The 22,776-nt window shown below is 71.3% G+C and carries 22 protein-coding genes and 1 riboswitch; of the genes, 11 read left to right on the plus strand and 11 right to left on the minus strand.

Features of this window, described 5'->3' with window-relative positions:
* Positions 1-19: 19 nt before the first annotated feature.
* The 3 genes from RVR_RS37945 to RVR_RS26200 are packed head-to-tail and all read right to left on the minus strand — an operon-like array spanning position 20 to position 825.
* Positions 20-205: a nitroreductase/quinone reductase family protein gene (locus RVR_RS37945; RefSeq protein WP_237404968.1), complete on the minus strand. Its 186-nt coding sequence runs from the start codon at positions 203-205 to the stop codon at positions 20-22.
* A complete protein-coding gene (locus RVR_RS37950; RefSeq protein WP_237404969.1) occupies positions 186-329 on the minus strand; it encodes a PNPOx family protein in 144 nt (47 codons plus the stop codon). The genes RVR_RS37945 and RVR_RS37950 overlap by 20 nt, the downstream gene beginning before the upstream one ends.
* A gap of 40 nt (positions 330-369) precedes the next feature.
* On the minus strand, positions 370-825 hold the full coding sequence (locus RVR_RS26200) for a cupin domain-containing protein (RefSeq protein ID WP_237404970.1): 456 nt from the start codon (positions 823-825) through the stop codon (positions 370-372).
* A gap of 296 nt (positions 826-1,121) precedes the next feature.
* On the opposite strand from RVR_RS26200, the gene RVR_RS26205 reads away from it, so the two are divergent.
* Positions 1,122-1,742: a TetR/AcrR family transcriptional regulator gene (locus RVR_RS26205; RefSeq protein ID WP_202236368.1), complete on the plus strand. Its 621-nt coding sequence runs from the start codon at positions 1,122-1,124 to the stop codon at positions 1,740-1,742.
* Positions 1,743-1,808: 66 nt separating this feature from the next.
* Here RVR_RS26205 and RVR_RS26210 read toward each other — a convergent pair whose 3' ends face one another.
* The 3 genes from RVR_RS26210 to RVR_RS26220 are packed head-to-tail and all read right to left on the minus strand — an operon-like array spanning position 1,809 to position 4,620.
* Entirely contained in the window at positions 1,809-3,038 is a 1,230-nt protein-coding gene (locus RVR_RS26210; protein ID WP_202236369.1) for a cytochrome P450, read from the minus strand.
* Positions 3,035-4,396 (minus strand): NAD(P)/FAD-dependent oxidoreductase, encoded by a 1,362-nt coding sequence (locus tag RVR_RS26215; RefSeq protein WP_202236370.1) that lies wholly within the window; start codon positions 4,394-4,396, stop codon positions 3,035-3,037. Before RVR_RS26215 ends, RVR_RS26210 begins: the two co-directional genes overlap by 4 nt.
* Complete coding sequence (locus RVR_RS26220) at positions 4,393-4,620, minus strand: ferredoxin (RefSeq protein ID WP_202236371.1); 228 nt, start codon at positions 4,618-4,620, stop codon at positions 4,393-4,395. Before RVR_RS26220 ends, RVR_RS26215 begins: the two co-directional genes overlap by 4 nt.
* 300 nt (positions 4,621-4,920) lie before the next feature.
* Here RVR_RS26220 and RVR_RS26225 point away from each other — a divergent pair, with 300 nt between their 5' ends.
* From RVR_RS26225 to RVR_RS26240, 4 genes are all read left to right on the plus strand, one after another.
* Positions 4,921-5,532 (plus strand): hypothetical protein, encoded by a 612-nt coding sequence (locus RVR_RS26225; RefSeq protein WP_237404971.1) that lies wholly within the window; start codon positions 4,921-4,923, stop codon positions 5,530-5,532.
* The gene (locus RVR_RS26230) at positions 5,532-6,950 is read left to right on the plus strand and encodes an MFS transporter (RefSeq protein ID WP_272933148.1); all 1,419 of its coding nucleotides are present in this window, start codon (positions 5,532-5,534) and stop codon (positions 6,948-6,950) included. The genes RVR_RS26225 and RVR_RS26230 overlap by 1 nt, the downstream gene beginning before the upstream one ends.
* Positions 6,951-7,113: 163 nt before the next feature.
* Positions 7,114-8,223, plus strand: coding sequence for a sensor histidine kinase (locus RVR_RS26235; protein WP_202236373.1), 1,110 nt, complete (start codon positions 7,114-7,116; stop codon positions 8,221-8,223).
* Positions 8,220-8,885: a response regulator gene (locus RVR_RS26240; protein ID WP_202236374.1), complete on the plus strand. Its 666-nt coding sequence runs from the start codon at positions 8,220-8,222 to the stop codon at positions 8,883-8,885. Before RVR_RS26235 ends, RVR_RS26240 begins: the two co-directional genes overlap by 4 nt.
* Positions 8,886-9,056: 171 nt before the next feature.
* Here RVR_RS26240 and RVR_RS26245 read toward each other — a convergent pair whose 3' ends face one another.
* From RVR_RS26245 to gcvT, 4 genes are all read right to left on the minus strand, one after another.
* Positions 9,057-10,442 carry an L-serine ammonia-lyase gene (locus RVR_RS26245; protein WP_202236375.1) on the minus strand — a complete coding sequence of 462 codons (1,386 nt, stop codon included), beginning with the start codon at positions 10,440-10,442 and terminating at the stop codon, positions 9,057-9,059.
* 281 nt (positions 10,443-10,723) lie between these two features.
* Positions 10,724-11,998 carry a serine hydroxymethyltransferase gene (glyA, locus tag RVR_RS26250; RefSeq protein WP_202236376.1) on the minus strand — a complete coding sequence of 425 codons (1,275 nt, stop codon included), beginning with the start codon at positions 11,996-11,998 and terminating at the stop codon, positions 10,724-10,726.
* Between the two features lie 10 nt (positions 11,999-12,008).
* Positions 12,009-12,389 carry a glycine cleavage system protein GcvH gene (gene gcvH, locus RVR_RS26255; protein WP_202236377.1) on the minus strand — a complete coding sequence of 127 codons (381 nt, stop codon included), beginning with the start codon at positions 12,387-12,389 and terminating at the stop codon, positions 12,009-12,011.
* A gap of 204 nt (positions 12,390-12,593) precedes the next feature.
* Positions 12,594-13,709, minus strand: a complete 1,116-nt coding sequence (gene gcvT / locus RVR_RS26260; RefSeq protein ID WP_202236378.1) for a glycine cleavage system aminomethyltransferase GcvT — start codon at positions 13,707-13,709, stop codon at positions 12,594-12,596.
* Between the two features lie 193 nt (positions 13,710-13,902).
* Positions 13,903-14,021: riboswitch (glycine riboswitch) on the minus strand.
* A 123-nt stretch (positions 14,022-14,144) separates the two neighbouring features.
* Between gcvT and RVR_RS26265 the strand changes: the two genes are divergently transcribed.
* Both RVR_RS26265 and RVR_RS26270 read left to right on the plus strand, forming a co-directional pair.
* Positions 14,145-14,915 (plus strand): enhanced serine sensitivity protein SseB, encoded by a 771-nt coding sequence (locus tag RVR_RS26265; RefSeq protein ID WP_202236379.1) that lies wholly within the window; start codon positions 14,145-14,147, stop codon positions 14,913-14,915.
* A 141-nt stretch (positions 14,916-15,056) separates the two neighbouring features.
* The gene (locus RVR_RS26270; protein WP_430393180.1) at positions 15,057-15,785 is read left to right on the plus strand and encodes an enhanced serine sensitivity protein SseB C-terminal domain-containing protein; all 729 of its coding nucleotides are present in this window, start codon (positions 15,057-15,059) and stop codon (positions 15,783-15,785) included.
* A 61-nt stretch (positions 15,786-15,846) separates the two neighbouring features.
* Here the strand turns inward: RVR_RS26270 and RVR_RS26275 are convergent, their stop codons facing one another.
* Positions 15,847-17,379, minus strand: a complete 1,533-nt coding sequence (locus RVR_RS26275) for a DUF885 family protein (RefSeq protein ID WP_202236380.1) — start codon at positions 17,377-17,379, stop codon at positions 15,847-15,849.
* 325 nt (positions 17,380-17,704) lie between these two features.
* Here RVR_RS26275 and RVR_RS26280 point away from each other — a divergent pair, with 325 nt between their 5' ends.
* From RVR_RS26280 to RVR_RS26295, 4 genes are all read left to right on the plus strand, one after another.
* Complete coding sequence (locus RVR_RS26280) at positions 17,705-18,703, plus strand: ABC transporter permease (RefSeq protein ID WP_202236381.1); 999 nt, start codon at positions 17,705-17,707, stop codon at positions 18,701-18,703.
* Positions 18,704-18,805: 102 nt separating this feature from the next.
* Positions 18,806-20,548 (plus strand): ABC transporter substrate-binding protein, encoded by a 1,743-nt coding sequence (locus RVR_RS26285; RefSeq protein ID WP_202236382.1) that lies wholly within the window; start codon positions 18,806-18,808, stop codon positions 20,546-20,548.
* A gap of 97 nt (positions 20,549-20,645) precedes the next feature.
* The gene (locus RVR_RS26290) at positions 20,646-21,659 is read left to right on the plus strand and encodes an ABC transporter permease (RefSeq protein WP_202236383.1); all 1,014 of its coding nucleotides are present in this window, start codon (positions 20,646-20,648) and stop codon (positions 21,657-21,659) included.
* Positions 21,656-22,726, plus strand: a complete 1,071-nt coding sequence (locus RVR_RS26295; RefSeq protein WP_202236384.1) for an ABC transporter ATP-binding protein — start codon at positions 21,656-21,658, stop codon at positions 22,724-22,726. Before RVR_RS26290 ends, RVR_RS26295 begins: the two co-directional genes overlap by 4 nt.
* Positions 22,727-22,776: the final 50 nt, after the last annotated feature.

Here is a 22,776-nt window from a genome sequence, read left to right on the forward strand (position 1 = left end):
GGGCCGGGGTCCGGCCGGTTCAGGCTTGGTTCGCGGCGGGGCCGGGCCCCGTGGTGGGCGTCAGCGCGATGACGGGGATGATCCGCTCGGTCCTGCGCTGGTAGTCGGCGAAGCCGGGGTAACGGCGCGCCTGTTCGGCGAAGGCGGCGTCGCGCTCCTGTCCCCGCAGCACTGCGGCGTGCACGTCACGGATCTCGGCGCCCACCTCGATCCGCGCCGATCGTGTGCAGCAGGAGCAGTGGCGCTCCGGCGAAACCTCCGCCGACCTGCCCGGAGTTGGCGCGGAATTCGGCGATGGTGCGTGCGTTGAACGAGGCCGCGTCGGTCATCACCGTCTCCGTTTCGGAGGTGTGGACGCCGTGGTCGAGGTCATCGCGGCGGGCCCAGCACGATGTTGCCGTATGTGTCGGCGATGTCGGGGTTGGGTGTCACCTGGAAGCCGGGCGGGCGCGGGGTGGCCTTGTCCCGGCCGGTCTCGCGGAACATCCCCTCGATACCGGCCGGTGTGTTGATCATCAGCAGGTCGGCCCTCTCGGAGGTGATGCGGTATCCGTGCGGGATCTGCTTGGGCAGGAACACCACGCCGCCTTCGGCGAGTTCGTACTCCTGGTCGTCGCACCACACGAGGGCGGTGCCCTTGATCAGCAGGAAGATCTCGTCCTCGTGGAGGTGCTTGTGGTAGGGCGGCGCTTCGCCCTTGCCGACGTCGAAGCGTCCGACCATGAGCTGGCCGTCGGTGGCCCGGCCGTCCAGCAGCATCGCCAGCGTGCCGCCGTCGAGCCACTCGAGCTGCTGCTGCTGTTCGGGTTGTGCGATGTAGGCCATGCTCACAGGGGTTCCCTTCATCCGCGGGGACGAGCGTGCCGTCGCGGCACCGAGGGGCGCCGGCGACCGTGGTGACGGGGGGCGGTGTCGGCCTTCGTCCCGCGGGTCGGGTTCGGTGAACGCGAAAACGGGGCGGGGCGCGGCCTGCGATGGCGGGTCGGTCCATGGTGCTGCGTCGACGTCGACGATCTCGCTCACCCCGGTTAAGCGGACGATATCGTCCGCATCAGTGGCTGTCAATTATTCAACTATTCACCAGGGGTCCCGGGCCGACCCTTCGTGTCATCATTGGCCCCGTGACCGAGCCACAGTCGAAGGCCGGCGTCCGGCACCGTGAGCTGCGGCGTGACGCAGCGGACAACAGGGATCGGGTGCTGGCGGCCGCCGCTGCGGCGGTCCGCAGAGAGGGCGCGGCTGTGCCGATGGCGACCGTCGCGGCGGACGCGGGGGTGGGCGTGGGCACCGTCTACCGCCATTTCCCGTCGCGCGAGGCCCTGCTCGGAGCACTGATCCGCCGTTCCTTCCAACTCGTGCTGGACGCTGTGGACAGGGCAGCCGAGACCGGTCAGCCGGGGATCGCGGCTGTGCGCACCTTTCTCGACCAGACCATCGAACAGGGGCCCGACCTCGTGCTCCCTCTGCACGGCGCTCCGAAGCCGATGGACGAGGAAACCGTCGCCATCCAGGCCGAGGTGCACCGCGCGCTCGGCTCGCTGCTGCACAGGGGTCGGCAGGACGGCACGATCCGGCGCGATGTGCGGACGGCGGACCTCGTGATCTTCGGCGCGCTGCTGGCACAGCAGCTCCCGCACGTCCCGGACTGGAAGCGGGCCGCGCGGCGTCTCGCGGACATCCACCTCGCCGGACTGGCGCCCACGACGCAGCCCCTGCGCGATTCCCCGGGCGCCACCGGCTGATCGACACGGCCGCCCGCACCGCGATCCTCGATGTCATCGAGGGCCGGAGAGGGGCGCCCGCGGGAGTCAGGAGGTGACAGCGTCGTAGGCGACGAGAAGTTCGGCCGGACCGCGCAGGGTGGTGTTGGGCCGGTAGGGCGGCGGGTCGTCGAGCAGCCGCGGGTTGGTCAACCGGGTGGCGACGGCGGTGAGCGCGGCATGCGCCTCCATCCTGGCCAGCGCGGCGCCGAAGCAGTAGTGCACGCCGCCGCCGAAGGCCAGGTGCGCGTTGGCCGGACGCCCGGGTCGGAACGCGTGAGGGTCGGCGAAACGGCGAGGGTCGCGGTTGCCGGCTGCCAGGAGAAGCGTGACGTGCTCGCCGGCACGGATGGTGTGGCCGTCCACTGTGATGTCGGCGGTGGCCTGACGACTGGTCATCTGTACCGGCGGGTCGTATCGCAGGACTTCCTCGACCACGGCCGGGACCGACTCCGGGTCGGCGCGCAGCCCGGTGAGCACCTCAGGATTGCGCAGAAGCGCCAACGTCCCGTTGGCGACGAGGTTGACGGTGGTCTCATGGCCGGCGATCAGCAGCAGGCCGAGCGTGATGCCGAGTTCCACCTGAGTCATCCGGGTCCGGGGGTCGCCTTCGGTGAGCAGCGCGGAGATCAGATCCGGCCCGGGGCGTTCGGTGCGCTGCGCGATCATCGGCATCAGGTAGGCGCGCCACTCGCGCCGGGTCACCGTCAGCTCGGCGATCTCCTGCCGGGTCAGGGCCTCCTCGGGGTCCAGGGCTTTGGTCAGGCGAGTGGCGAAGGAGTGGAAGACCGGCTCGTCCGCCGGCGGTACGCCGAGCAGCTCGCAGATCACGCGGATCGGCAGGGGGTACGCCAGCTCGGCGACCACGTCCAGTCGGCCCGGAGCGTCGCCGAGCCGCTTGTCGAGCAGTTCGGTCACCAACGTCTCAATGTGCGGGCGCATGGCCATGACGCGCGGCGCGAACCGGTACATGGTCTGCCGGCGCAGCGTGTCGTGGTGTGGTGGGTCGCGGAACAGGAACGGCCCGGTGACCGGCTTGCCGTCCGAGCCCAGGGGGACGTCGGCGGTGTCGATGCGCGGGTCCTCCGTGCTCATCCTCGGGTCGCGCAACAGCCGGCTGATCGCCTCATGGCTGCTGACCAGCCAGTTGTCAGCGTCGAGCCGCTGGATCGGCACCGTGCCCAGTTCGGCGAAGTACGGGTACGGATCATGCCGGTTGGCCTGGTCGAGGATCTCGCGGTAGGCGGTGGCGGCCGGGTAGGTCCTGGCGGTGGTCACGGTTGTCCTTCCCGGACGATGGCGGGCGCGGTGAGGGGGGAGGCGGCGGCCGGGCCGGCGGGTTCCGTTGCCGGGCGTGGGATTCCCGCTTCACCGGCGACTGGGCAGTCGGGGCCGTCCGCGGCGTTGACGGCAGGCGGGAACGGCGCCCGCTCGGTGATCATCGCGGCGTAGCCGTCCAGCACACGCGGGGAGTTCACCGCGACCGCGCCTATGGTCACTCCGGCGAGGCCGTAGGCGGCGACGAACGGGCCGTGCTCGAACGAGCCCTGGGTGAGCACCACTTGGTCGGCGATGCCGGGCATGCCCACGGCCTTGATGTTCATTCCGAACTGGTCGGACCAGAACGCCGGCAGGGCGTCGTTCTGGCGGACGTCGTCAGACATGATGTTGTGCGCGACGGTCTCGGCTTGGGCGAGGGCGTTCCCCCAGTGTTCGAAGGAAACCGGGTCGGCGTCGAAACCGGGGTGGCGCCACCGGGCCACGTCGCCGACCGCGTACACGCCGCCCACCACGATGCCATCGGCGCCCAGCGCGCGGCAGGCCGCGTCGCAGGACACCCCGCGCTCGTCCGCGACCAGGCCGCTGCCGCGCAGCCACCCTGTGGCGCGAACCGAGCCCATGGCCACCACCGCGACCCGTGCGTCCAGTAGTTCACCGTCGCACAGCCGGGCTCCGCGCAACCGGCCGGATCCGTCGTCCACCAGGCTGTGCACAGTCGTACGCAGCCGCAGGTCGACGCCGTGTGCCCGCTGCCGCTCGCCGATCACGGAGCCGACGAACCCTCCGAGTGCGCCGGCCAGCGGCGCGCTCCCGCGTTGGGTCACGGTGACGGACAAGCCCATGTCACGGCCGCTCGACGCGACTTCGGAACCGGTGAACCCGCCGCCGATCACCAGCAACCTGGCGCCGGTCCCGGCCAATTCAGCCAGGTGGGCGCGCAGCCGGTCCGCGTCGTCGCGCCCACGGAGCACGTGTACACCATGCAGCGCGCCCTGGAACGGCTCCGGCCAGGGGCGGGCGGACGCACCCGTGGCGAGCACCACTCGGTCGAACCCGACAGCGCGGCCGTCGGCCAGCCGCACGTGCTTCGCTTCCAGATCCAGTCCGGTCGCGGGTACGCCCAGAAGCCATCGGGCGTGGAGGTCGCGGGTCCTGGGCAACAGCAGCCGGTCGGTGCCCAGCCAGCCGGACAGCACGCTCTTGGACAGGGGCGGCCGGTCGTAGGGCTCGTACGGCTCATCGCCGATCAGAGTCAGCCGGCCGGCGAAGCCGGCCCGGCGCAACGCCTCCGCCGTACGCAGGCCCGCCAGCGACGCTCCCACGATGACGACGCGCTCGGCGCCGGACGCGCTCACCGGCACGTCACCTCCCGCAAGGGAGCCTCCTCCACGGGCGTGCCGAGAGTGATCGCCTGTACCGGGCAGGCCAGCGCGGCACGCCGCACGGCGGCGTCTGACGCGCCGTCCGGCACGTGGTCGTACTCGAGTGACTCCTCGCCCCGAAAACGAAACACGTCCGGCGCGGCGAACACGCACTGCCCGTAACTCTCGCAGCGATTCAGATCGACAAGTACATGCACGGCAACCTCGCATTCTTGACCTTCGCTCGGTGCGTAACCGAAGTGACGCCCGCACCAGTGGGAAACCCGTCGGCCTCGTCGCCGACGACTCTACGGCCGATGCCGAACTGCCGTCGTGGACCCGGGGGTTGATCCCGGGTGGAGAGATTTCTCCACCCGGGACGAGGAGGGGGGATCCCGGGTGGAGAGTCCCTCAACCCAGGGGTCCACGACATGTCTCCGCGGTCGACGTAACTTCATCTGCGGCAAGGGTTTTTCCCGAATTCGAATCTCGGCAGCGAATCACAAAGGCGAAAGGACATGGCAGCAGTGAGCTACCTGCGAGGATTTCTCCCGTGGATCGGATTCGCCGCGGTGTCGGGTTCCGGTTGGCAGTGGGCGGCGCTGCTGGCCCTGTCGATGGCCGTGGCCTCCCTGGTCAGGGACCGCAGAGCGGGGGTGACCGCGGACGCGCAGATCCTCGACTTCGGCACCATCGTCTTCTTCGGCCTGCTGGCTGCGGTGGCCTTCGCCGATCCGACATCGGAGTTGCAGACCTACGAGAGCGGGCTTTCCTCGGCATGGCTGGCGCTGATCGCGGCTTCGAGCCTGCTGGCGGGCCGCCCGTTCACCGTTGGCATCGCCAAACGCCGTACCGGGCCCGAAACCTGGCACACTCCCGTGTTCCGCCGTACCGGCAGGGTGCTCACCACCGTCTGGACGGTCAGCTTCGCACTCGGCGCGGTCGCCACGTTCGTCTGCGAGGCCACCGACGCCGTCGGGTGGCTCGGCACCATGGTCCAGATCCTGGGGTTCGCCGTCCCGGCGGCCTTCACGCACTTCTACGTCGCGTCGGTCCGCAGCCGCGCGGCCTCCACCGCCGGCTACGGTGCGAACGCCCAGGTCCGTACCTTCCCCACTGCCGGCCGGTGATGGTACTCCTCGCGCTTTGCCTGGCCCAGTTGACGGCAGCACTGGACTCCACCATCGTGGAGGTGGCTTTGCCGTCGATGCGCCAGGCACTGGAGCTCTCCCCGGCCGCCCTGCAGTGGGTGGTCAACGGCTACACGCTCAGTTTCGCCGGATTGCTGTTGCTGGGCGGCCGGCTTGCCGACGTGGTGGGCCACAAGAGGATCTTCCTGGCCGGTCTCGGGCTGTTCACGCTCGCCGGGCTGGCCGGCGGCCTGGCTCCCGATGCTTCGGCCCTGGTGCTCGCGAGGGTGGTGCAGGGCGCCGGAGCGGCACTCCTGTCCCCGGCCACCATGAGCCTGCTGACCAGCGCGTACCCCGAACCCCACCGGCGGCGCCGCGCGTTGGGCGCGTGGACCGCGGCGGCTTCCTCAGGCAGTGCGCTTGGCACGGTACTGGGCGGTGTCCTCACCCAGTGGCTGAGCTGGCACTGGGTGCTGTGGGTGAACGTGCCGATCGGCGTGATCTGCTTCGCCATCGCCGCGCGGGTATGCACCGCGCCCGAAAGCGCCGGGCGCGGCCTGGAACGGTTGGACCTGTCCGGCTCATTGACGGTGAGCCTCGGCCTGGCCGCTGTGGTCTACGCGGTCGTCGGTACGGACACCACGCCGTGGAGATCCGCCCGCACTGTGGGTGTACTGGCGTCCGGAATCACGTTGCTGGTCGCGTTCGTGGTCATCGAGGCGCGCTCCGCACACCCGCTCCTGCCCTTGAGCCTGCTCCGTATCCGGGCCGTGGCCTGTGCGAACGGTCAGGCGCTCCTGCTCGGTGCCGGCATATCCACGATGTTCTACTTCTTGTCCCTGTACCTGCAGACCGTACGGGGGCTCTCACCGCTGTCGGCCGGGGCGGCGTTCCTGCCGGGCAGTCTCGGCATGGTCGCCGGCTCGACGCTGGGCACACGGCTGTTCCCCGTGGTGTCCGCGCGCAGACTGCTCGCCGGCGCCGGCGTGCTCGCGTTCACCGGTGTGCTGTGGCTGTCCCGGCTACCCGTGCACGGCTCTCTTCCGGTGGACGTGCTGATCCCGCTGGTACTGGCATGCACCGGGGTGGGGATGGGTTTCGTCCCCGTCACCACCGCATCCATGCACGGCGTCGCCCCGTCCGGACTCGGTGTGGCCACCGGCCTGCTGCGTACCTCGCAACAGGCCGGCTCGGCGATCGGCCTGGCCGCGCTGGCCACCGTCGCCACCGTCACGACCGCCCACCTCGCGGATGCCAGGCGCCAGTCCGCCCTGGTCGGCGGCTACCGCGCCACACTGCACTGGACCGCCGTGCTGGTGCTGGTGGAGATCGGTGTGGTGCTGGTCATGCCCAGGCTCGACAGCCCGGCCCCCCTGGAAGACGACTCATCGCAGACCGCCAACTCCAGTTCGGCGTGAAGCGGCTGTCGCGCGGCGACTTCCAGCCGTTCGGCGGCCTCGACCGCACCACGTGAGCGCGGGATAGGGTCATGCCGTGTTCGGCTTTGAAAGCGCCGCGGCCTTTGGGCCGGTCTCCGACGGGAAGTCAGGCATCCGGACCGTACCGCGCCAGGATCCCCGCGTGCGCGCGGCCGTGACCGCGGCGGTCATCGTCGTCTCCGCGCTCACGGTCCGGCCGGTGGGCTCAACCGGCCGCGGCCTGGCGGTGGCCGCTCTGCTCGTGCTCTGCTCCGTCACCCTGCTGATCCGCCACCTGTCCTTGACCGGACTCCTGCCCCGTATCGCCCTGCTCTGGCTGTCCGTCGGTCTCGTGGCGGCGGCCCTTCTGCTCGGGGTGGCCTCCAGCGGCTCCAGTTACCTGTTCGCGTACTTCCTCGTCGGCCACGCCGGCTACCGGCTCCCGCTCCGACAGGCGCTGCTTCTGGCGGCGCTGTCCGCCCTGCTGTGCACCGGTATCGTGTACCTGCGCATCGGGCCCGGGCATGCACTACTGCCTTCCATCGTGGAGCTGACGACCGGCCTGCCGGTCCTGGCCGGGATCCTCAGCCGCAGCAGACAGAGCGCCGTGGAGGCGATGGCCGCCTCCGCCGAAGCAGCCGGGCGGGCCGCCCGCGCCGAGGCACAGGCCCTCGTCCTCACCGAACGCAGTCGCATCGCACGGGACGTCCACGACGTACTGGCCCACTCACTGGCCGCAGTCAACATGCATCTGGAACTGGCCGACGCGCTGATCGACACCGGCGACCTGGCGAAGGTCCGCGAAGCCCACGACAAGGCGCACAGCATGGTCAAGGAGAGCTTGGAGCAGGCCCAGTGGGCCGTCCACGCGCTGCGCGAGGACTCGCTTCCGCTGCGCGAGAGCCTGACCGCGATGGTCGAGTCGTCCGGTCACCGCGATGCCCTGACCGTGACCGGAACCCTCCGTGAGCTGCCCGCCCAGATCACCCAGGGCCTGCTGCGGATCGCCCAGGAGGCCCTGACCAACGCGGCCCGGCACGCCCCGGGCGGCAGCGTCCATGTGGAACTGGTGGCCGCCGCCTCGACGACACTGAGGGTCCGCAACGGGCCTCCGCGCGACGCGGCGGGCGCGGGCGCGGGTGCCGGCAGCGGAATGGGACTGATCGGGATGCGTGAACGGGTGACTTTGCTGGGCGGCACACTCACGGCGGGCCCCATCACCGAGGGACGAGACCAAGGCGGCTGGCAGGTGGAGGCAGTGATCCCGAGATGAACGAAGCAACCGACCACCCGCTCCCGTTGAAGGTGATCGTCGCCGACGACCAGGCCGCTGTCCGCGAATCGCTGGCCGCGGTACTCGACCTGTCCGAGGACATCGAGGTCGTCACCGCTGCGGCCGATGGCACCCAGGTTCTGTCCGCCGCTGCCGCCACCTCGGTGGACGTCGTCCTGATGGATCTGCGCATGCCTGGAATGGACGGCATCGAGACGACCCGCCGTCTGAGCGAGGAGCACCCGCAGATCGCCGTCGTGGTACTGACCACCTTCGCCGACGACGACTCCATCCTGGCCGCACTCGGCGCCGGCGCCCGCGGCTACCTCACCAAGAACGCGGGACGCCAGGACATCATGCGCGCCATCCGAGCCGCCGCCGCGGGACAGTCCGTCCTCGACCGCGAAGTCCAGAACCGCCTCCTGGTCGCCGCCCGCACCCGCCAGCCCGCACCCGCGCCAACCCTTCCCCCGGACCTCACCCCCCGCGAACGCGAAGTCCTCACCCTCATCGGCCAGGGCCTGCCCAACCGTGCCATCGCCCAGCAGCTCTTGATCGGCGAGGCCACCGTCAAGACCCACATCAACAAGCTGTTCACCAAAGCCGGCCTCCAGGGCCGGGCCGAGGCCGTACGCCTCGCCATCGCAGCCGGCCTCACGTGACCCCCGACCACCAAAATCAGCCGTCACCCGGGCGAAGGCGTGCAGATGGGGCACATCGGCTGGGCGAACCTCGACGATCCGGCGCGAGAGCCCGTCGGCGCAGCCGGACCACCCCCGCTCGCGCGGGGATAGAGCTGAAAGACGGGAACCCGCAGGTCAGGCCCTACGCCGTCAGCACTCGATGACGTTGACGGCGAGGCCGCCGCGGGCGGTCTCCTTGTACTTGACCTTCATGTCCGCCCCGGTCTGCTTCATGGTCTTGATGACCTTGTCCAGGGAGACGTGGTGGCGGCCGTCGCCGCGCATCGCCATGCGGGCGGCGGTGACCGCCTTGACCGCCGCCATGCCGTTGCGCTCGATGCAGGGGATCTGGACCAGGCCGCCCACGGGGTCGCAGGTGAGGCCGAGGTTGTGCTCCATGCCGATCTCGGCCGCGTTCTCGACCTGCTCGGGGGTGAGCCCGAGGACCTCCGCGAGGCCGCCCGCGGCCATCGAGCAGGCGGAGCCGACCTCGCCCTGGCAGCCGACCTCGGCGCCGGAGATCGAGGCGTTCTCCTTGAAGAGCATCCCGATCGCCCCCGCGGCCAGCAGGAAGCGGACCACCGCGTCGTCCCGGTCGGCGGCGGACGTGGCCGGCGAGCAGACGAACGCCAGGTAGTAGTGCAGGACGGCCGGGATGATCCCGGCGGCGCCGTTCGTGGGGGCGGTGACCACGCGCCCGCCCGCCGCGTTCTCCTCGTTGACCGCCATCGCGTACAGGGTGATCCACTCCATCGCACGGGTGGACGGGTCGCCCTCGGCCCGTAGCTGGCGGGCGGACTGCGCGGCGCGGCGGCGCACCTTCAGGCCGCCGGGCAGGATGCCCTCCCGGCTCATGCCGCGCTCCACGCACGCCCGCATCACCTGCCAGATCTCCAGCAGGCCGGCCCGGATGTCCGCCTCGCTGCGCCACGCCTTCTCGTTCTCCATCATCAGCGCGGAGATCGACAGCCCGGTCTCCCGGGACAGCCGCAGCAGCTCGTCGCCGGTGCGGAAGGGGTGCCGCAGCACCGTGTCGTCCAGCTTGATCCGGTCCTCGCCGACGGCGTCCTCGTCCACCACGAAGCCGCCGCCCACCGAGTAGTACGTCTTCGCCAGCAGCACCTCGCCCGCCTCGTCGCGGGCGGACAGCGTCATCCCGTTGGCGTGGTAGGGCAGCGAGCGGCGCCGGTGCAGCACCAGGTCGGCGTCGGGGTCGAACGCGATCTCGTGGGTGCCCAGCAGGGCCAGCCGGCGTTCCGCGCGGATCCGGGCGACCTCGTCGTCGGCCGTCTCGACGTCCACGGTGCGCGGCGCGTGGCCGGACAGCCCGAGCAGCACCGCCTTCGGGGTGCCGTGGCCGTGGCCGGTGGCGCCGAGCGAGCCGAACAGCTCGGCCCGGACGGAGGCGGTGTGCGCGAGCAGCGCCTCGTTCTTCAGGCGGTGCACGAAGATGTTCGCCGCCCGCATCGGGCCGACGGTGTGCGAGCTGGAGGGCCCTATGCCGATGGAGAACAGGTCGAAGACGGAGATTGCCACGGGTTCCTAGCTCCTGGGTATCGCGGACGCCGTTGTCCGCGGGGTGGTGCTGCGGCCGCGCCCGGCGGGCAGGTGCGGCGGGTGCGCCCGGGTGGGGCGCGCCGCGTCGGGTGCGTCCGGATCGGGCGCCGCGTCGGGTGCGTCCGGATCGGTCGCGCCGCACGCCGGACACGTCCGGCACGGACGCCGGTCCGGGTCCGCCCCTCCCCCCGAGCTTCGCACGCGCGAGGCGTCCGCGACGACGCGGAGCGGGGTGAGGCGGCCCACGGACCGGCCGCCGGCTACAGCGCCGGGTACAGCGGGTGCTTGTCGGCCAGCGCGGTGACCCGCTTGCGCAGGGGCGCGCTCTCCGACGGCGGGAAGGCCGGCGACGCGGTGAGGGTCGCCGCGATGATGTCGGCGACCTCCCGGAAGTCGTCGGCGCCGAAGCCCCGCGTGGCCAGCGCGGGCGTGCCGATCCGCAGGCCCGAGGTGACCATCGGGGGCCGCGGGTCGTTCGGGACCGCGTTGCGGTTGACGGTGATGCCGACCGTGTGCAGCCGGTCCTCGGCCTGCTGGCCGTCGAGCGCGGAGTTGCGCAGGTCGACCAGGACCAGGTGCACGTCGGTGCCCCCGGAGAGCACGGAGACGCCGAGCTCCGCCACGTCGGGCCGGGCCAGCCGGTCGGCGAGGATCTTCGCGCCTTCCAGCGTGCGGGCCTGGCGGTCCTTGAACTCGTCGGTGGCCGCGGCCTTGAACGCCACCGCCTTCGCCGCGATCACGTGCTCCAGCGGGCCGCCCTGCTGCCCCGGGAAGACCGCCGAGTTGATCTTCTTGGCGAGGTCCGCCCTGGCCAGGATCACCCCGCCGCGCGGCCCGCCGAGCGTCTTGTGGGTCGTGGTGGTGACCACGTCGGCGTACGGCACGGGGGAGGGGTGCAGCCCGGCGGCGACCAGGCCGGCGAAGTGCGCCATGTCCACCATCAGGTACGCGCCGACCTCGTCGGCGATCCGGCGGAACTCCGCGAAGTCGAGCTGCCGCGGGTAGGCGGACCAGCCGGCCACGATGAGCTGCGGGCGGTGCTCCTTGGCCAGCCGCTCGACCTCGGCCATGTCGACCCGGCTGGTCTCGGCGTCCACGTGGTAGGCGGCCACCTTGTAGAGCTTGCCGGAGAAGTTGATCTTCATGCCGTGGGTCAGGTGCCCGCCGTGCGCCAGGTCCAGGCCGAGGATGGTGTCGCCCGGCTTGAGCAGGGCGAACATCGCGGCGGCGTTCGCCTGGGCGCCGGAGTGCGGCTGCACGTTCGCCGACTCGGCGCCGAACAGCGCCTTGACCCGGTCGATGGCGAGCTGCTCGATCACGTCGACGTGTTCGCAGCCGCCGTAGTAGCGGCGGCCCGGGTAGCCCTCCGCGTACTTGTTGGTCAGCACCGAGCCCTGGGCCTCCAGCACGGCGACCGGGGCGAAGTTCTCGGACGCGATCATCTCCAGCGTGGACTGCTGGCGGTTGAGCTCGGCGTCGACCGCGGCCGCCACGTCGGGGTCGAAGGCGTGCAGGGACTGGTTCAGCAGCGACATCGCGGGTCCCTCAGTTCTCGATGAAGGCGTCGTACTCGGCGGCGGACAGCAGGTCGGACGGCTCGTCGGCCACCTTCACCCGGAACAGCCAGCCGCCCTCGAAGGGGGCGGAGTTCACCAGTGACGGGTCGTCGACGACGTCCTGGTTCACCTCGGTGACCTCGCCGCCCACCGGCGAGTACAGGTCGCTGACCGACTTGGTGGACTCCAGCTCGCCGCAGGTCTCGCCCGCGGTCACCGTGGCGCCCACCTCGGGGAGCTGGACGAAGACCACGTCACCGAGCGCGTCGGCGGCGTGCGAGGTGATGCCCACGGTGGCCGCGCCGTCGGCGGGGGCGGAGAGCCACTCGTGCTCCTTGCTGTAACGAAGCTGCTCAGGGTTGATGCTCATGGCTGGATTCTCCCGGATCGACAGGGGTGCTCGCGTGCGCGGCACGGCAAACGGAAAGGTAGGGGAACGGGGCGGGGGCGGGCGTCCGCCCCGTTGTCACAGGGGGCGGGGCCAGGCGCAGGGGCCCTCAGGTGCCGGGCCAGGCACCGAGGCCATGCCCGGCCACACCCGCGGGCCATGCCCGGACGCTCCCAGCGGTCGCGCTCAGCGCTCGCGCCGGTAGAACGGCAGCGCCACGACGTCGTACGGCTCCTTCGACCCGCGGATGTCCACCGCGACCCCCGGGGTGCCGGGCGCCGCGTGCGCCGCGTCCACGTACGCCATCGCGATCGGCCTGCCCAGGGTCGGCGACGGGGCGCCCGAGGTGACCTCGCCGATCACCGCGCCCGACGCGTCGGTCACCGGGTAGCCGGCCCGCGGCACCCGGCGGCCCTGCGCGACCAGCCCGACGAGCTTGCGCGGCGGCAGGTCGGCGGCCCGCTCGGCGGCGGCGCCCAGCGCGGTGCGCCCGACGAAGTCCCCGGGCTTGTCGAACTTGACCACCCGGCCCAGCCCGGCGTCGAACGGCGTCACCGAGGCGGTCAGCTCGTGGCCGTACAGCGGCATGCCGGCCTCCAGGCGCAGCGTGTCCCGGCAGGACAGCCCGCACGGCACCAGCCCCGACGCCTCGCCGGCCGCGGTCAGCGCCTGCCACAGCCGCTCGGCGTCGGCCGGCGCCACGAACAACTCGAAGCCGTCCTCACCGGTGTAGCCGGTACGGGCGATCAGCGCCTGCACCCCGGCCACCGTGCCGGGCAGGCCGGCGTAGTACTTCAGCCCGTCCAGGTCGGCGTCGGTCACCGCCTTCATGATCGCCGGGGCCTGCGGGCCCTGGACCGCCAGCAGCGCGTACGCCTCGCGGTCGTCGCGGACCCGCGCGTCGTACCCGGCCGCCCGCAGCGCGACCGCGTCGAGCACCGTCTGCGCGTTGGAGGCGTTGGCGACGACCATGAACTCCTGCTCGCCGAGCCGGTACACGATCAGGTCGTCGAGGATGCCGCCGTCGGGCGCGCAGATCATCGTGTAGCGGGCCCGGCCCACCGCCAGCGCGGACAGGTGGCCGACCAGGGCGTGGTCGAGCGCCTCGCCCGCCTGCGGACCCGTCACGGTGATCTCGCCCATGTGCGACAGGTCGAACAGGCCGGCCCGGGTGCGCACGGCCTGGTGCTCCTCGCGCTCGCTGGCGTAGCGCAGCGGCATGTCCCAGCCCGCGAAGTCGGTCATGGTCGCGCCGAGGGCACGGTGCAGGGCGTCGAGCGCGGTACGACGGGGTTCGCTCATCGGTGACAGGCTCCCAGGCTCGGTCTCGGGAAGAGGAGGGGACGACAGATCGGACACTCCCCATCTGTCATCGGAACCTGAGAGGTTCACCGTGAACCCCCGCACGCGCGGGCCCCGGTTTGCACCTTGGGTGGGCGGGGCCGCACGCACCCGACAGGGGTGCGCCGACGGCTCCGCCGCTTTTCAGATCTGCCTCGCCCGCGCGGTATCTGTGCCTGAGAGATTCAAGGGAGGGCTTGCTCCTTCGGCGCCCGGTCCACCGCCCGCGAGCTGGTCGCGTGCGCCGGTCCGGGACTCTCCCGCGCGGCCTCGAACGGCCGGTATGCAAGTTGTGGCACTCATCATTGCATGCCCAGGGTGCTCGGCCCCCGGCAGCGGTTAGGGTTTCCCGGGCACGACGCAAAAGACGCGGTACTCGGGCGGACAAGGGTGGACATGGAGAATCCGGCGCCGTACATATGGCCGGCCAACGAGCTGGAAGAGGTGCTGGCCGCCAGCCTCGGCAACCCGTCGGCCACGCCCAGGCTGCTGGAGGTGCTCGGCCGGTCCCGGGTGTGGGTGCCGCTGCCGAACGGCGGCTCGCCCGACGCGGCCGACCTCGACCTGCCGACCGTCGTGCTCGGCGGCGCGCCCTACGTCCCGGTGTTCAGCTCCGAGCAGCAGTTCCGGCAGGCCGCGGACGGCATGTCCTGCACGGTCGCGCCGGTGCACGAGTTCGCCCGCGGGCTGCCGCCGCTGGTGGGGATCGCGGTCAACCCCGGCGGCGCGGTCGGGGTGCCGCTGCCCCCCGCCGCGGTGGCCGAGCTGTGCCGGCCGGCGCCGGGCGAGCGGGCCCCGGCGTTCGCCGGGGTACGCGGCGGCGACGCGCCGTCCGGTGCCCGGGTGCGGCTGTGGGAGCCGGACCACGACGCCGAGCCGGTGGACTTCCTGGCCGCCGCGGCCGGCGAGTTCGCGGTCACCCCGGTGGTGCTCACCGCACGGCGGGCCCTGGCCGTCGTCGAGGAGGAGCCGCCCGCCCTGTTCGTCGGCGTGGAACTCGACGGCTGGACCGAGGAGGACCGGGCCGCCGCGATGGACGCGCTCGGCCGGGCGCTGGGCGCGGCGCAGCCCCCCTGGCCGGTGCACCTGATCCTGCTGGACGTGGCGCAGGACCCGGTGGGGGACTGGATGCTGGAGACGGTGCAGCCGTTCTTCGCCCGCGACTGAAGCCGCCCGCCGCGTCCGTTCAACGGCCGTATAGCCGGTCTATAGCCGGTTCCGCTTGAGTCGGTCGCCATACCGCTGGGCACACTCGACCTGGTTTGATGTCGTGCGAAGAGCTGTACGAGGGGAAAGGGGCGGTCCCACGTGATCGCGGGCGCGCAAGGCGGTGCGGCGCAGGCCGGCCATGTGGAGCAGATGCTGCTCCAGGTGGCACCCGGCCGGTTCGACGCCTACGAGAACCTGCTCGCGTCGCTCGCCGAGGGCCAGGTGTGGATGCTGCTGTGGCACGGCAGCTCCGGCGCGCCCGACGCGCAGTACGGCACGATGGAGATCGACGGGTACGGCTACGCGCCGTGCTTCACCTCGCCGCGCGAGCTGGCCGCCAGCGGGTGGAACCGCGAGCACGAGGTGGTCTCCGGGCGGGACATCGCGCGGACCCTCTACCCGGACCGCTCGGGGCTGTGGCTCAACCCGCACGCGGCCGGCGGCGGGATCGGCGTCCCGTGGGCGGACCTGCGCCGGATCGCGGTCGGGCTGGACCTGCTGCCCGCCGGGCCGCTCCAGATCGGCGAGCCCTCGCTCCAGATGCCGCAGTTCTACGCGTTGCTCGCGCAGGCGGCGCACCGTACCTCCGCGGTGCGGGCGCTGCGCCAGGCGTGGGTGCAGCCGGTGCTCGGCGAGCCCTACCTCGCGATCGGGGTGGAGCTGTACGAGGGGGCCGGGCAGGCCGTGGAGTCGGTGCGGCTGATGATGCAGCAGGCCGTGGGCGGAGTGCCCGACGGGGTGGCCGTCTCCACGGTGGCGATGGCCGACCCGTACGACCCCGTGGCCCTGTGGATGCGGACGTTCGGCCGCCCCTTCTTCGACCGCTGAGCCGGGCGGGCGGCGGGCGCGTCCACCGGCGGGCGGTCCGTCCAGCGGGGGACACGGGCGCTCACCGGGTGGGCCCGGGCGGGGGGACCACGGCGTCGAGCAGTCCCAGGGGCGGGCTGCCCAACCGCATCAGGGCGCCGTGGAAGCGGGGGAGCGTGAAGTCCGCTCCCCACTCCCGCTCCGCGCGCCGCCGCACCCGCTGGATCTCCAGCTTGCCCCAGGTGTAGCGGCCGTACCCGGCGTCGAAGGTGCCGCGCCGCGCCTCCGCCGAGGCCGCCGCCGGCGACAGGTGGGCGTCGCGCACGAAGTACCGCGCGGCCTCGTCGAGCGACAGCGCACCCGTGTGCAATCCGATCGCGCAGGTGAGCCGGGTGACCCGGACCAGCGCTTCGAGGGCCACGCCGATCGCGAACCGGGGGTCGCGGGCGCGGAACCCCTCGTCGAGGCAGACCTCCTCCACGTAGTGGGCCCAGCCCTCGGAGAAGGAGAGGCTGTGCAGGAGCCGGCGCACCGGTGAGGGCGCCCGGCGCAGCGCGCGGCCGTGCGCGAAGTGCCCGGGCGCGACCTCGTGGAGGGTGATGGACGGCAGGCTGGTGCGGCTGAAGACGGTCAGCCACTCCTCGCGCTCGTTCTCCGGCCAGTCCGCGTCGGGCGGCGTCACGTGGTACCAGGACGGCGCGTCGGCCTCGGCGGGGGCCGACCAGGTCATCATGGCCATCGCCCACCGCCGCGAAGGGGGCGCCGGACCGACCAGGCACTCGCCGTCCACGTGGGGCGCCAGGCCCCGCTCCCGGGTGAACTCGATGACCTCGTCGGTCAGCCGCGCGGCCTCGGCGATGACGCCGTCGGCGTCCGGGTGGTCGGCGAGCAGGCCGGGCAGCAGATCGTCCACGCCGCTGCGCGGGTCCAGCAGCCGGCAGGCGTCGGTGAGCAGTTCGGTGAGCCGGACCCGCTCCCTGTCGGCCCGCCCGGCCAGCTCGGTGAGATCCACCCGCAGGCCCTCCTGAGCGCCCATCAGGGCGGCCAGCGCCCGGCCGCCGAGCCGCGGGTCCGGGTCGCCGTGCTCGGCGACGTCCCGGACGTGGTCGACCAGCCGCCCGTGCGCGCGCAGCGCGGCCCGCTCCACCCCGTCGGCGTCCGGGTCCAGGTCGGCGGCGAGTCCGAGCACCGGACCGAGCAGCGCCTCCGCGACCGGCGCCCGTACCCGGTCCAGCGCGGAGAGGGCGGCGTCCACGGCGTCCGGCCAGCGCGCCAGGTGCTCCCGGCGGGCCCTGGCCCGGTCCGCGCGTGGGGCGTACTCCCGGTCGTAGCAGGCGAGTTCGAGGTTGGACAGGTGCGGGTAGGGGTCGCGGCGGTGCAGTTCGAGCTCGCCGTACTGCACGCGCAGTGACTCCTCGAAGACCGCCAAGTGGGCTTCGTCGTGCGGATCTTCGAGCGGTCCGGAGCCCCGGGCGGCGCGGTCCATCGCGGCCAGGCCGGCGCGCACCCCCTCGGGGGAGAGGTCCTGCACGCGGCCGTCGTACTCGTGCAGGCCCGACATCTCGCGGGCCTGGGGCATCATCAGGTCGCAGACCGCGCGCAGCCGTTCGTCCATCTCGTGACCGTACCCCGTGGTACGCGTCGGTAACGAGGAAAGAACCGCCCACATCACAGTTGCGCATCCCTTCTCCGTCAGGTCTGGCGGGTGATCGCCAACCGGAAGAAGAATCCAGCGGCAAGACGCCTTGGCGTTGACATGTCCCAACCGCAACGCGCGTAGTGGATACGCACGTCGCACGCGTGATCACGAAGGGCGTTCACTGTGGGTGACCGCAGCGCCGCCCGCAACTGACGCACCACGAGCACCAAGTGACGAGGAAGCCGCTACAGCGGCGGGCGCGCGCCGGTCACCCACCGGCGAGAGGGGTCGGCAAAACGCCATGACCGCACCTATCGAGACCACCTCCGGACAGGCCGAGGCGCATCCGGAGGCCGTCCTCAGCGGGGCCGGGCGAGGCATGATCGAGGGCCGCTCGCTCGGACAGATCGCCTGGAGCCGGCTCAGACGCGACAAGGTCGCGATGGCCGGCGGCGTCGTGGTGGTCCTGCTGGTGCTGCTGGCGATCCTCGCCAAGCCGATCGAGATGGTCTTCAACCTCGATCCCAACGCCTTCCACCAGAACCTCGTCGACCCCGAACTGCTGTCGCCCAAGGGCGGCTGGGGCGGCATGAGCTGGTCCCACCCGCTGGGCGTGGACCCGAAGTTCGGCCGCGACATCCTCGCCCGGATCATCGAGGGCTCCTGGATCTCCATGCTGGTGGCCACCGGCGCCACCGTGCTGTCCAACGTGATCGGCACCGTGCTCGGCGTCATCGCCGGCTACTACGGCGGCTGGGTGGACAGCCTGATCAGCCGGCTGATGGACGTCTTCCTCGCCTTCCCGCTGCTGCTGTTCGCCATCTCCATCTCCGCCTCGCTCCAGGACGGCGCGTTCGGGCTGAGCGGGCTGCCGCTGCGGATCTGCGTGCTGATCTTCGTGATCGGGTTCTTCAACTGGCCCTACATGGGCCGGATCGTCCGCGGCCAGACCCTGAGCCTGCGCGAGCGCGAGTTCGTGGACGCCGCCCGCGGCATGGGCGCGCGCGGGCCGTTCATCCTCTTCCGCGAGCTGCTGCCGAACCTGGTGGCGCCGATCCTCGTCTACTCCACCCTGCTGATCCCCACCAACATCCTGTTCGAGGCCGCGCTGAGCTTCCTCGGGGTCGGCATCGCGCCGCCGCAGGCGTCCTGGGGCGGCATGTTGACCAGCGCGGTCGACGTCTACCAGTCCGACCCGCAGTACATGTTCGTGCCCGGCCTGGCGATCTTCATCACGGTGCTGGCCTTCAACCTGTTCGGCGACGGGTTGCGGGACGCCCTGGACCCGCGCAGCAAGTGATCCCGCAGGGATACCCATCGACCCCGGGTGGCACCGCGTGTGCCGTGCGGCGATCCACGGCCGACCCGGCGACTCAATAGGAAGTGAGGGGCGTAACCCGGTATGAACACCAGAAAGGTGACCTCCGCTCTCGCGCTCTGCTTGGCGATGGCACTCGGCGTGTCCGCCTGCGGCGGCTCGGGCGGTAGCAAGGCCTCGGGCAAGAAGGACCAGGCGCTGACGTCGATCGTCAACGCGTCGACCAAGAAGGGCGGCACGGTCACGGCCGACCACTCCAGCGGCCCCGACTCGCTCGACCCGGGCAACACCTACTACGGCTGGGTACAGGACTTCTCCCGGCTCTACGCCCGCACGCTGCTGACCTTCAAGCCGGCCGCCGGCAAGGCGGGCCTGACGGTGGTCCCCGACCTGGCGACCGGGCTCGGCACCTCCAGCCCCGACGCGAAGACCTGGACGTACCACCTGCGCACCGGGGTGAAGTTCCAGGACGGCACCCCGGTGACCTCCAAGGACGTCAAGTACGCGATCGAGCGCAGCAACTTCGCGCCCGAGGTGATGTCCAACGGCCCGGTGTACTTCAAGAGCTACCTGGCCGACGACGCCAGTTACCAGGGTCCGTACAAGGACAAGAGCGCGAACGGGCTGGCGTCCATAGAGACGCCTGACAACCAGACGATCGTCTTCCACCTGTCGAAGCCGTTCGCCGACTTCGACTACCTGGCGACCTTCTCGCAGACCGCCCCGGTCGAGCAGTCCAAGGACACCGGCGCCACCTACGTGCAGCACATCCAGTCGACCGGCCCGTACAAGTTCGCGTCCTACTCCGAGGGCAAGGGCGCCACGCTGGTGCGCAACCCGGAGTGGAGCAAGGCCACCGACCCGATCCGCACCGCGCTGCCCGACAAGTACGTGCTGAAGTTCAACATCAACCAGCGCACCATCGACAACGACCTGATGGCGAACAACCTCACCGTCGACCTCCAGGGCACCGGGGTCGAGGCCGAGACGCAGTCGAAGATCCTGGGCAACAAGAACCAGCTCTCGCACACCGACGACGCGATCGCCGGCGCCACCTCGTACATGGCGCTCAACCTGCACGTGGCGCCGTTCGACAACATCGAGTGCCGCAAGGCGGTGCAGTACGCGGTCGACAAGACCTCGGTGGTCAACGCCGAGGGCGGCGCGGTCAAGGGCGACGTCGCCAGCACCCTGCTGCCGCCGTCGGTGAACGGCTACACCAAGTTCGACGAGTACCCGACGGCCGGCAACAACGGCGACGTGGCCAAGGCCAAGGCGGCGCTGGCGGCGTGCGGCAAGCCGAACGGCTTCACCACCACGCTCACCGCGCGCAGTGACCGGCAGCCCGAGGTCGACGGCGCCACCGCCATCCAGGCGGCGCTGAAGAAGGTCGGCATCACCGTCAACATCAAGACCTTCCCGTCGGACAAGTACTTCTCCAACTACGCGGGCGTCCCGGACTACGTGCACTCGCACGACGTCGGCATGATGATGATGGCGTGGGGCGCCGACTGGCCGACCGGCTACGGCTTCCTGGACCAGATCGTCGACGGCGGCGCGATCAAGCCGTCCGGCGGCAACAACCTCATGGAGCTCAACGACCCGAAGATCAACCAGGCGCTGGCCTCGGCGATCTCCAACACCGACGCCGCCGCCCGCACCAAGGCGTGGGGCGACATCGACAAGATGGTCATGCAGAACGCCTCCGTGGTGCCGCTGATCTACCGCAAGAACCTGCTCTACCGCCCGAGTTCCGCCACCAACGTGACGGTCACCCAGGCGTACCTGGGCATGTACGACTTCCTGCTGATGGGTTCCTCGAAGTAGCCGCAAGGCCCCTACGCACCGAAAGGCAGGTGAAGGCTCCGGCGTCCGCCCGGCCCGGCCCGCGATCCGGGCCGGGCGGACGCCAGCCGGAACGGCCGTGACCGCTTACTTCATCCGTCGCGTGTTCGCCGCGATCGTGCTCCTCCTGGTGGTCAGCATGATCACCTTCGCGATCTTCTTCCTCGTCCCCCGCATCGGCGGCCAGACCACCACCCAGCTCGCCACGCAGTATGTGGGCAAGGACGCCAACCCGGCGGCCGTCGCGGCGATCAAGAGGAACCTCGGTTTCGACCTGCCGCTGTACGAGCAGTACTGGCACTTCCTCAAGGGGCTGGTGGCCGGCGCCGACTACCACTACGGCCCCGACCCGGTGCACTGCAACGCCCCCTGCTTCGGGTACTCGTTCAAGAGCCACGTCGAGGTGTGGCCGCAGCTCAAGTCCCGCATCCCGGTGACCTTCTCGCTGGCGATCGGCGCCGCGGTGATCTGGGTGGTCACCGGCGTGGCGGTCGGCGTGGTCTCCGCCCTCAAGCGCGGCAGCATCATCGACCGGCTGTCGATGGGCGTGGCCCTGATGGGCGTCTCGCTGCCGATCTTCTTCACCGGCATCCTCGCGCTGAGCGTCTTCACCGTGCAGTGGCCGCTGTGGAGCAACGGCATGAGCTACGTGTCGTTCACCGACAACCCCGCCGACTGGGCGTGGAACCTGCTGGTGCCCTGGTGCAGCCTGGCCTTCCTGTACTCCGCCCTGTACGCCCGGCTGACCCGGGCGGGCATGCTGGAGACGATGGGCGAGGACTACATCCGCACCGCGCGCGCCAAGGGCCTGCGCGAGCGCGACGTGGTGGTCAAGCACGCGCTGCGCTCCACCCTCACCCCGATCGTGACCATCTTCGGCATGGACTTCGGGCTGCTGGTCGGCGGCGCGGTCATCACCGAGCAGGTCTTCTCGCTGCCGGGCATGGGCGCCTACGCCATCCAGGGCGTGACCGCCAACGACCTGCCCATCGTGATGGCCGTGACCTTGGTGGTCGCCTTCTTCGTCGTGGTCTGCAACCTGCTGGTGGACCTCGCCTACGCCGTCCTCGACCCCCGCGTGAGGTACTCGTGAGTTCCGCCGACAGGCTGCTGAAAGCCCCCGGAGAACCGGCCGCCGCCCAGGACGCGTACCTGTCGGTGCGCGACCTGCGCATCCACTTCGACACCGACGACGGCCTGGTGAAGTCGGTCGACGGCCTCAGCTTCGACCTGCCGCGCGGCCGCACCCTCGGCATCGTCGGCGAGTCCGGGTCGGGCAAGTCCGTCACGTCGCTGGGCATCATGGGCCTGCACCGCACCGCGCGGGCCCGGATCTCCGGCGAGGTATGGCTCGACGGCGAGGAACTGGTCGGGGCCCCGCCGGACGCGGTCCGGCGGCTGCGCGGCCGCAAGATGGCGATGATCTTCCAGGACCCGCTGTCGGCGATGCACCCGTACTACTCGATCGGCAACCAGATCGTCGAGGCGTACCGGGTGCACCACACGGTGACCAGGAAGGTCGCCGCCGAGCGGGCCGTGGAGATGCTGGACCGGGTCGGCATCCCCGAGCCGCGCAAGCGCTTCCGGGACTACCCGCACCAGTTCTCCGGCGGCATGCGGCAGCGCGCGATGATCGCGATGGCGCTGGTGAACAACCCCGAACTGCTCATCGCCGACGAGCCGACCACCGCGCTCGACGTCACCGTGCAGGCGCAGATCCTCGACCTGATCCGCGACCTCCAGCAGGAGTTCGGCTCCGCGGTCATCATGATCACCCACGACCTGGGCGTGGTCGCCGAGGTCGCCGACGACCTGCTGGTGATGTACGCCGGCCGGGTGATCGAGCGCGGCACCGCGGAGAAGCTCTTCAGCCAGCCCCGACATCCCTACACCTGGGGCCTGCTGGGCTCCATGCCGCGGCTGGACCGGGAGCGCACCGACCGGCTCAACCCGGTCAAGGGCTCGCCGCCCAGCCTGATCAACGTGCCGACCGGCTGCGCCTTCCACCCGCGCTGCCCGTACGCCGGCCTGACCGGCGGCGCCTCCGAGACCGAGGTGCCCGAACTGCGCGAGGTCGCGGACGGCCACGTGGCGGCCTGCCACCTCGGCGACGAGGAGCGGGTCAGGATCTGGACCGAGGAGATCGAGCCGAAGCTGTGAAGAGCCAGGAGCAGGAGCAGGGACAGGGCCGGGAAGCGGCGGCCGGGAAG

It is taken from the genome of Streptomyces sp. SN-593 (assembly GCF_016756395.1).
Classification (GTDB): domain Bacteria; phylum Actinomycetota; class Actinomycetes; order Streptomycetales; family Streptomycetaceae; genus Actinacidiphila; species Actinacidiphila reveromycinica.

Bases quoted from the DNA above. Each gene is read 5' to 3' on its own strand.
- RVR_RS37950 (WP_237404969.1), bottom strand. From the start codon at position 329: ATGACCGACGCGGCCTCGTTCAACGCACGCACCATCGCCGAATTCCGC.
- RVR_RS26200 (WP_237404970.1), bottom strand. From the start codon at position 825: ATGGCCTACATCGCACAACCCGAACAGCAGCAGCAGCTCGAGTGGCTC.
- RVR_RS26225 (WP_237404971.1), top strand. From the start codon at position 4,921: ATGGCAGCAGTGAGCTACCTGCGAGGATTTCTCCCGTGGATCGGATTC.
- RVR_RS26230 (WP_272933148.1), top strand. From the start codon at position 5,532: ATGGTACTCCTCGCGCTTTGCCTGGCCCAGTTGACGGCAGCACTGGAC.
- RVR_RS26240 (WP_202236374.1), top strand. From the start codon at position 8,220: ATGAACGAAGCAACCGACCACCCGCTCCCGTTGAAGGTGATCGTCGCC.
- glyA (WP_202236376.1), bottom strand. From the start codon at position 11,998: ATGTCGCTGCTGAACCAGTCCCTGCACGCCTTCGACCCCGACGTGGCG.
- gcvH (WP_202236377.1), bottom strand. From the start codon at position 12,389: ATGAGCATCAACCCTGAGCAGCTTCGTTACAGCAAGGAGCACGAGTGG.
- gcvT (WP_202236378.1), bottom strand. From the start codon at position 13,709: ATGAGCGAACCCCGTCGTACCGCGCTCGACGCCCTGCACCGTGCCCTC.
- RVR_RS26265 (WP_202236379.1), top strand. From the start codon at position 14,145: ATGGAGAATCCGGCGCCGTACATATGGCCGGCCAACGAGCTGGAAGAG.
- RVR_RS26275 (WP_202236380.1), bottom strand. From the start codon at position 17,379: ATGGACGAACGGCTGCGCGCGGTCTGCGACCTGATGATGCCCCAGGCC.
- RVR_RS26280 (WP_202236381.1), top strand. From the start codon at position 17,705: ATGACCGCACCTATCGAGACCACCTCCGGACAGGCCGAGGCGCATCCG.
- RVR_RS26285 (WP_202236382.1), top strand. From the start codon at position 18,806: ATGAACACCAGAAAGGTGACCTCCGCTCTCGCGCTCTGCTTGGCGATG.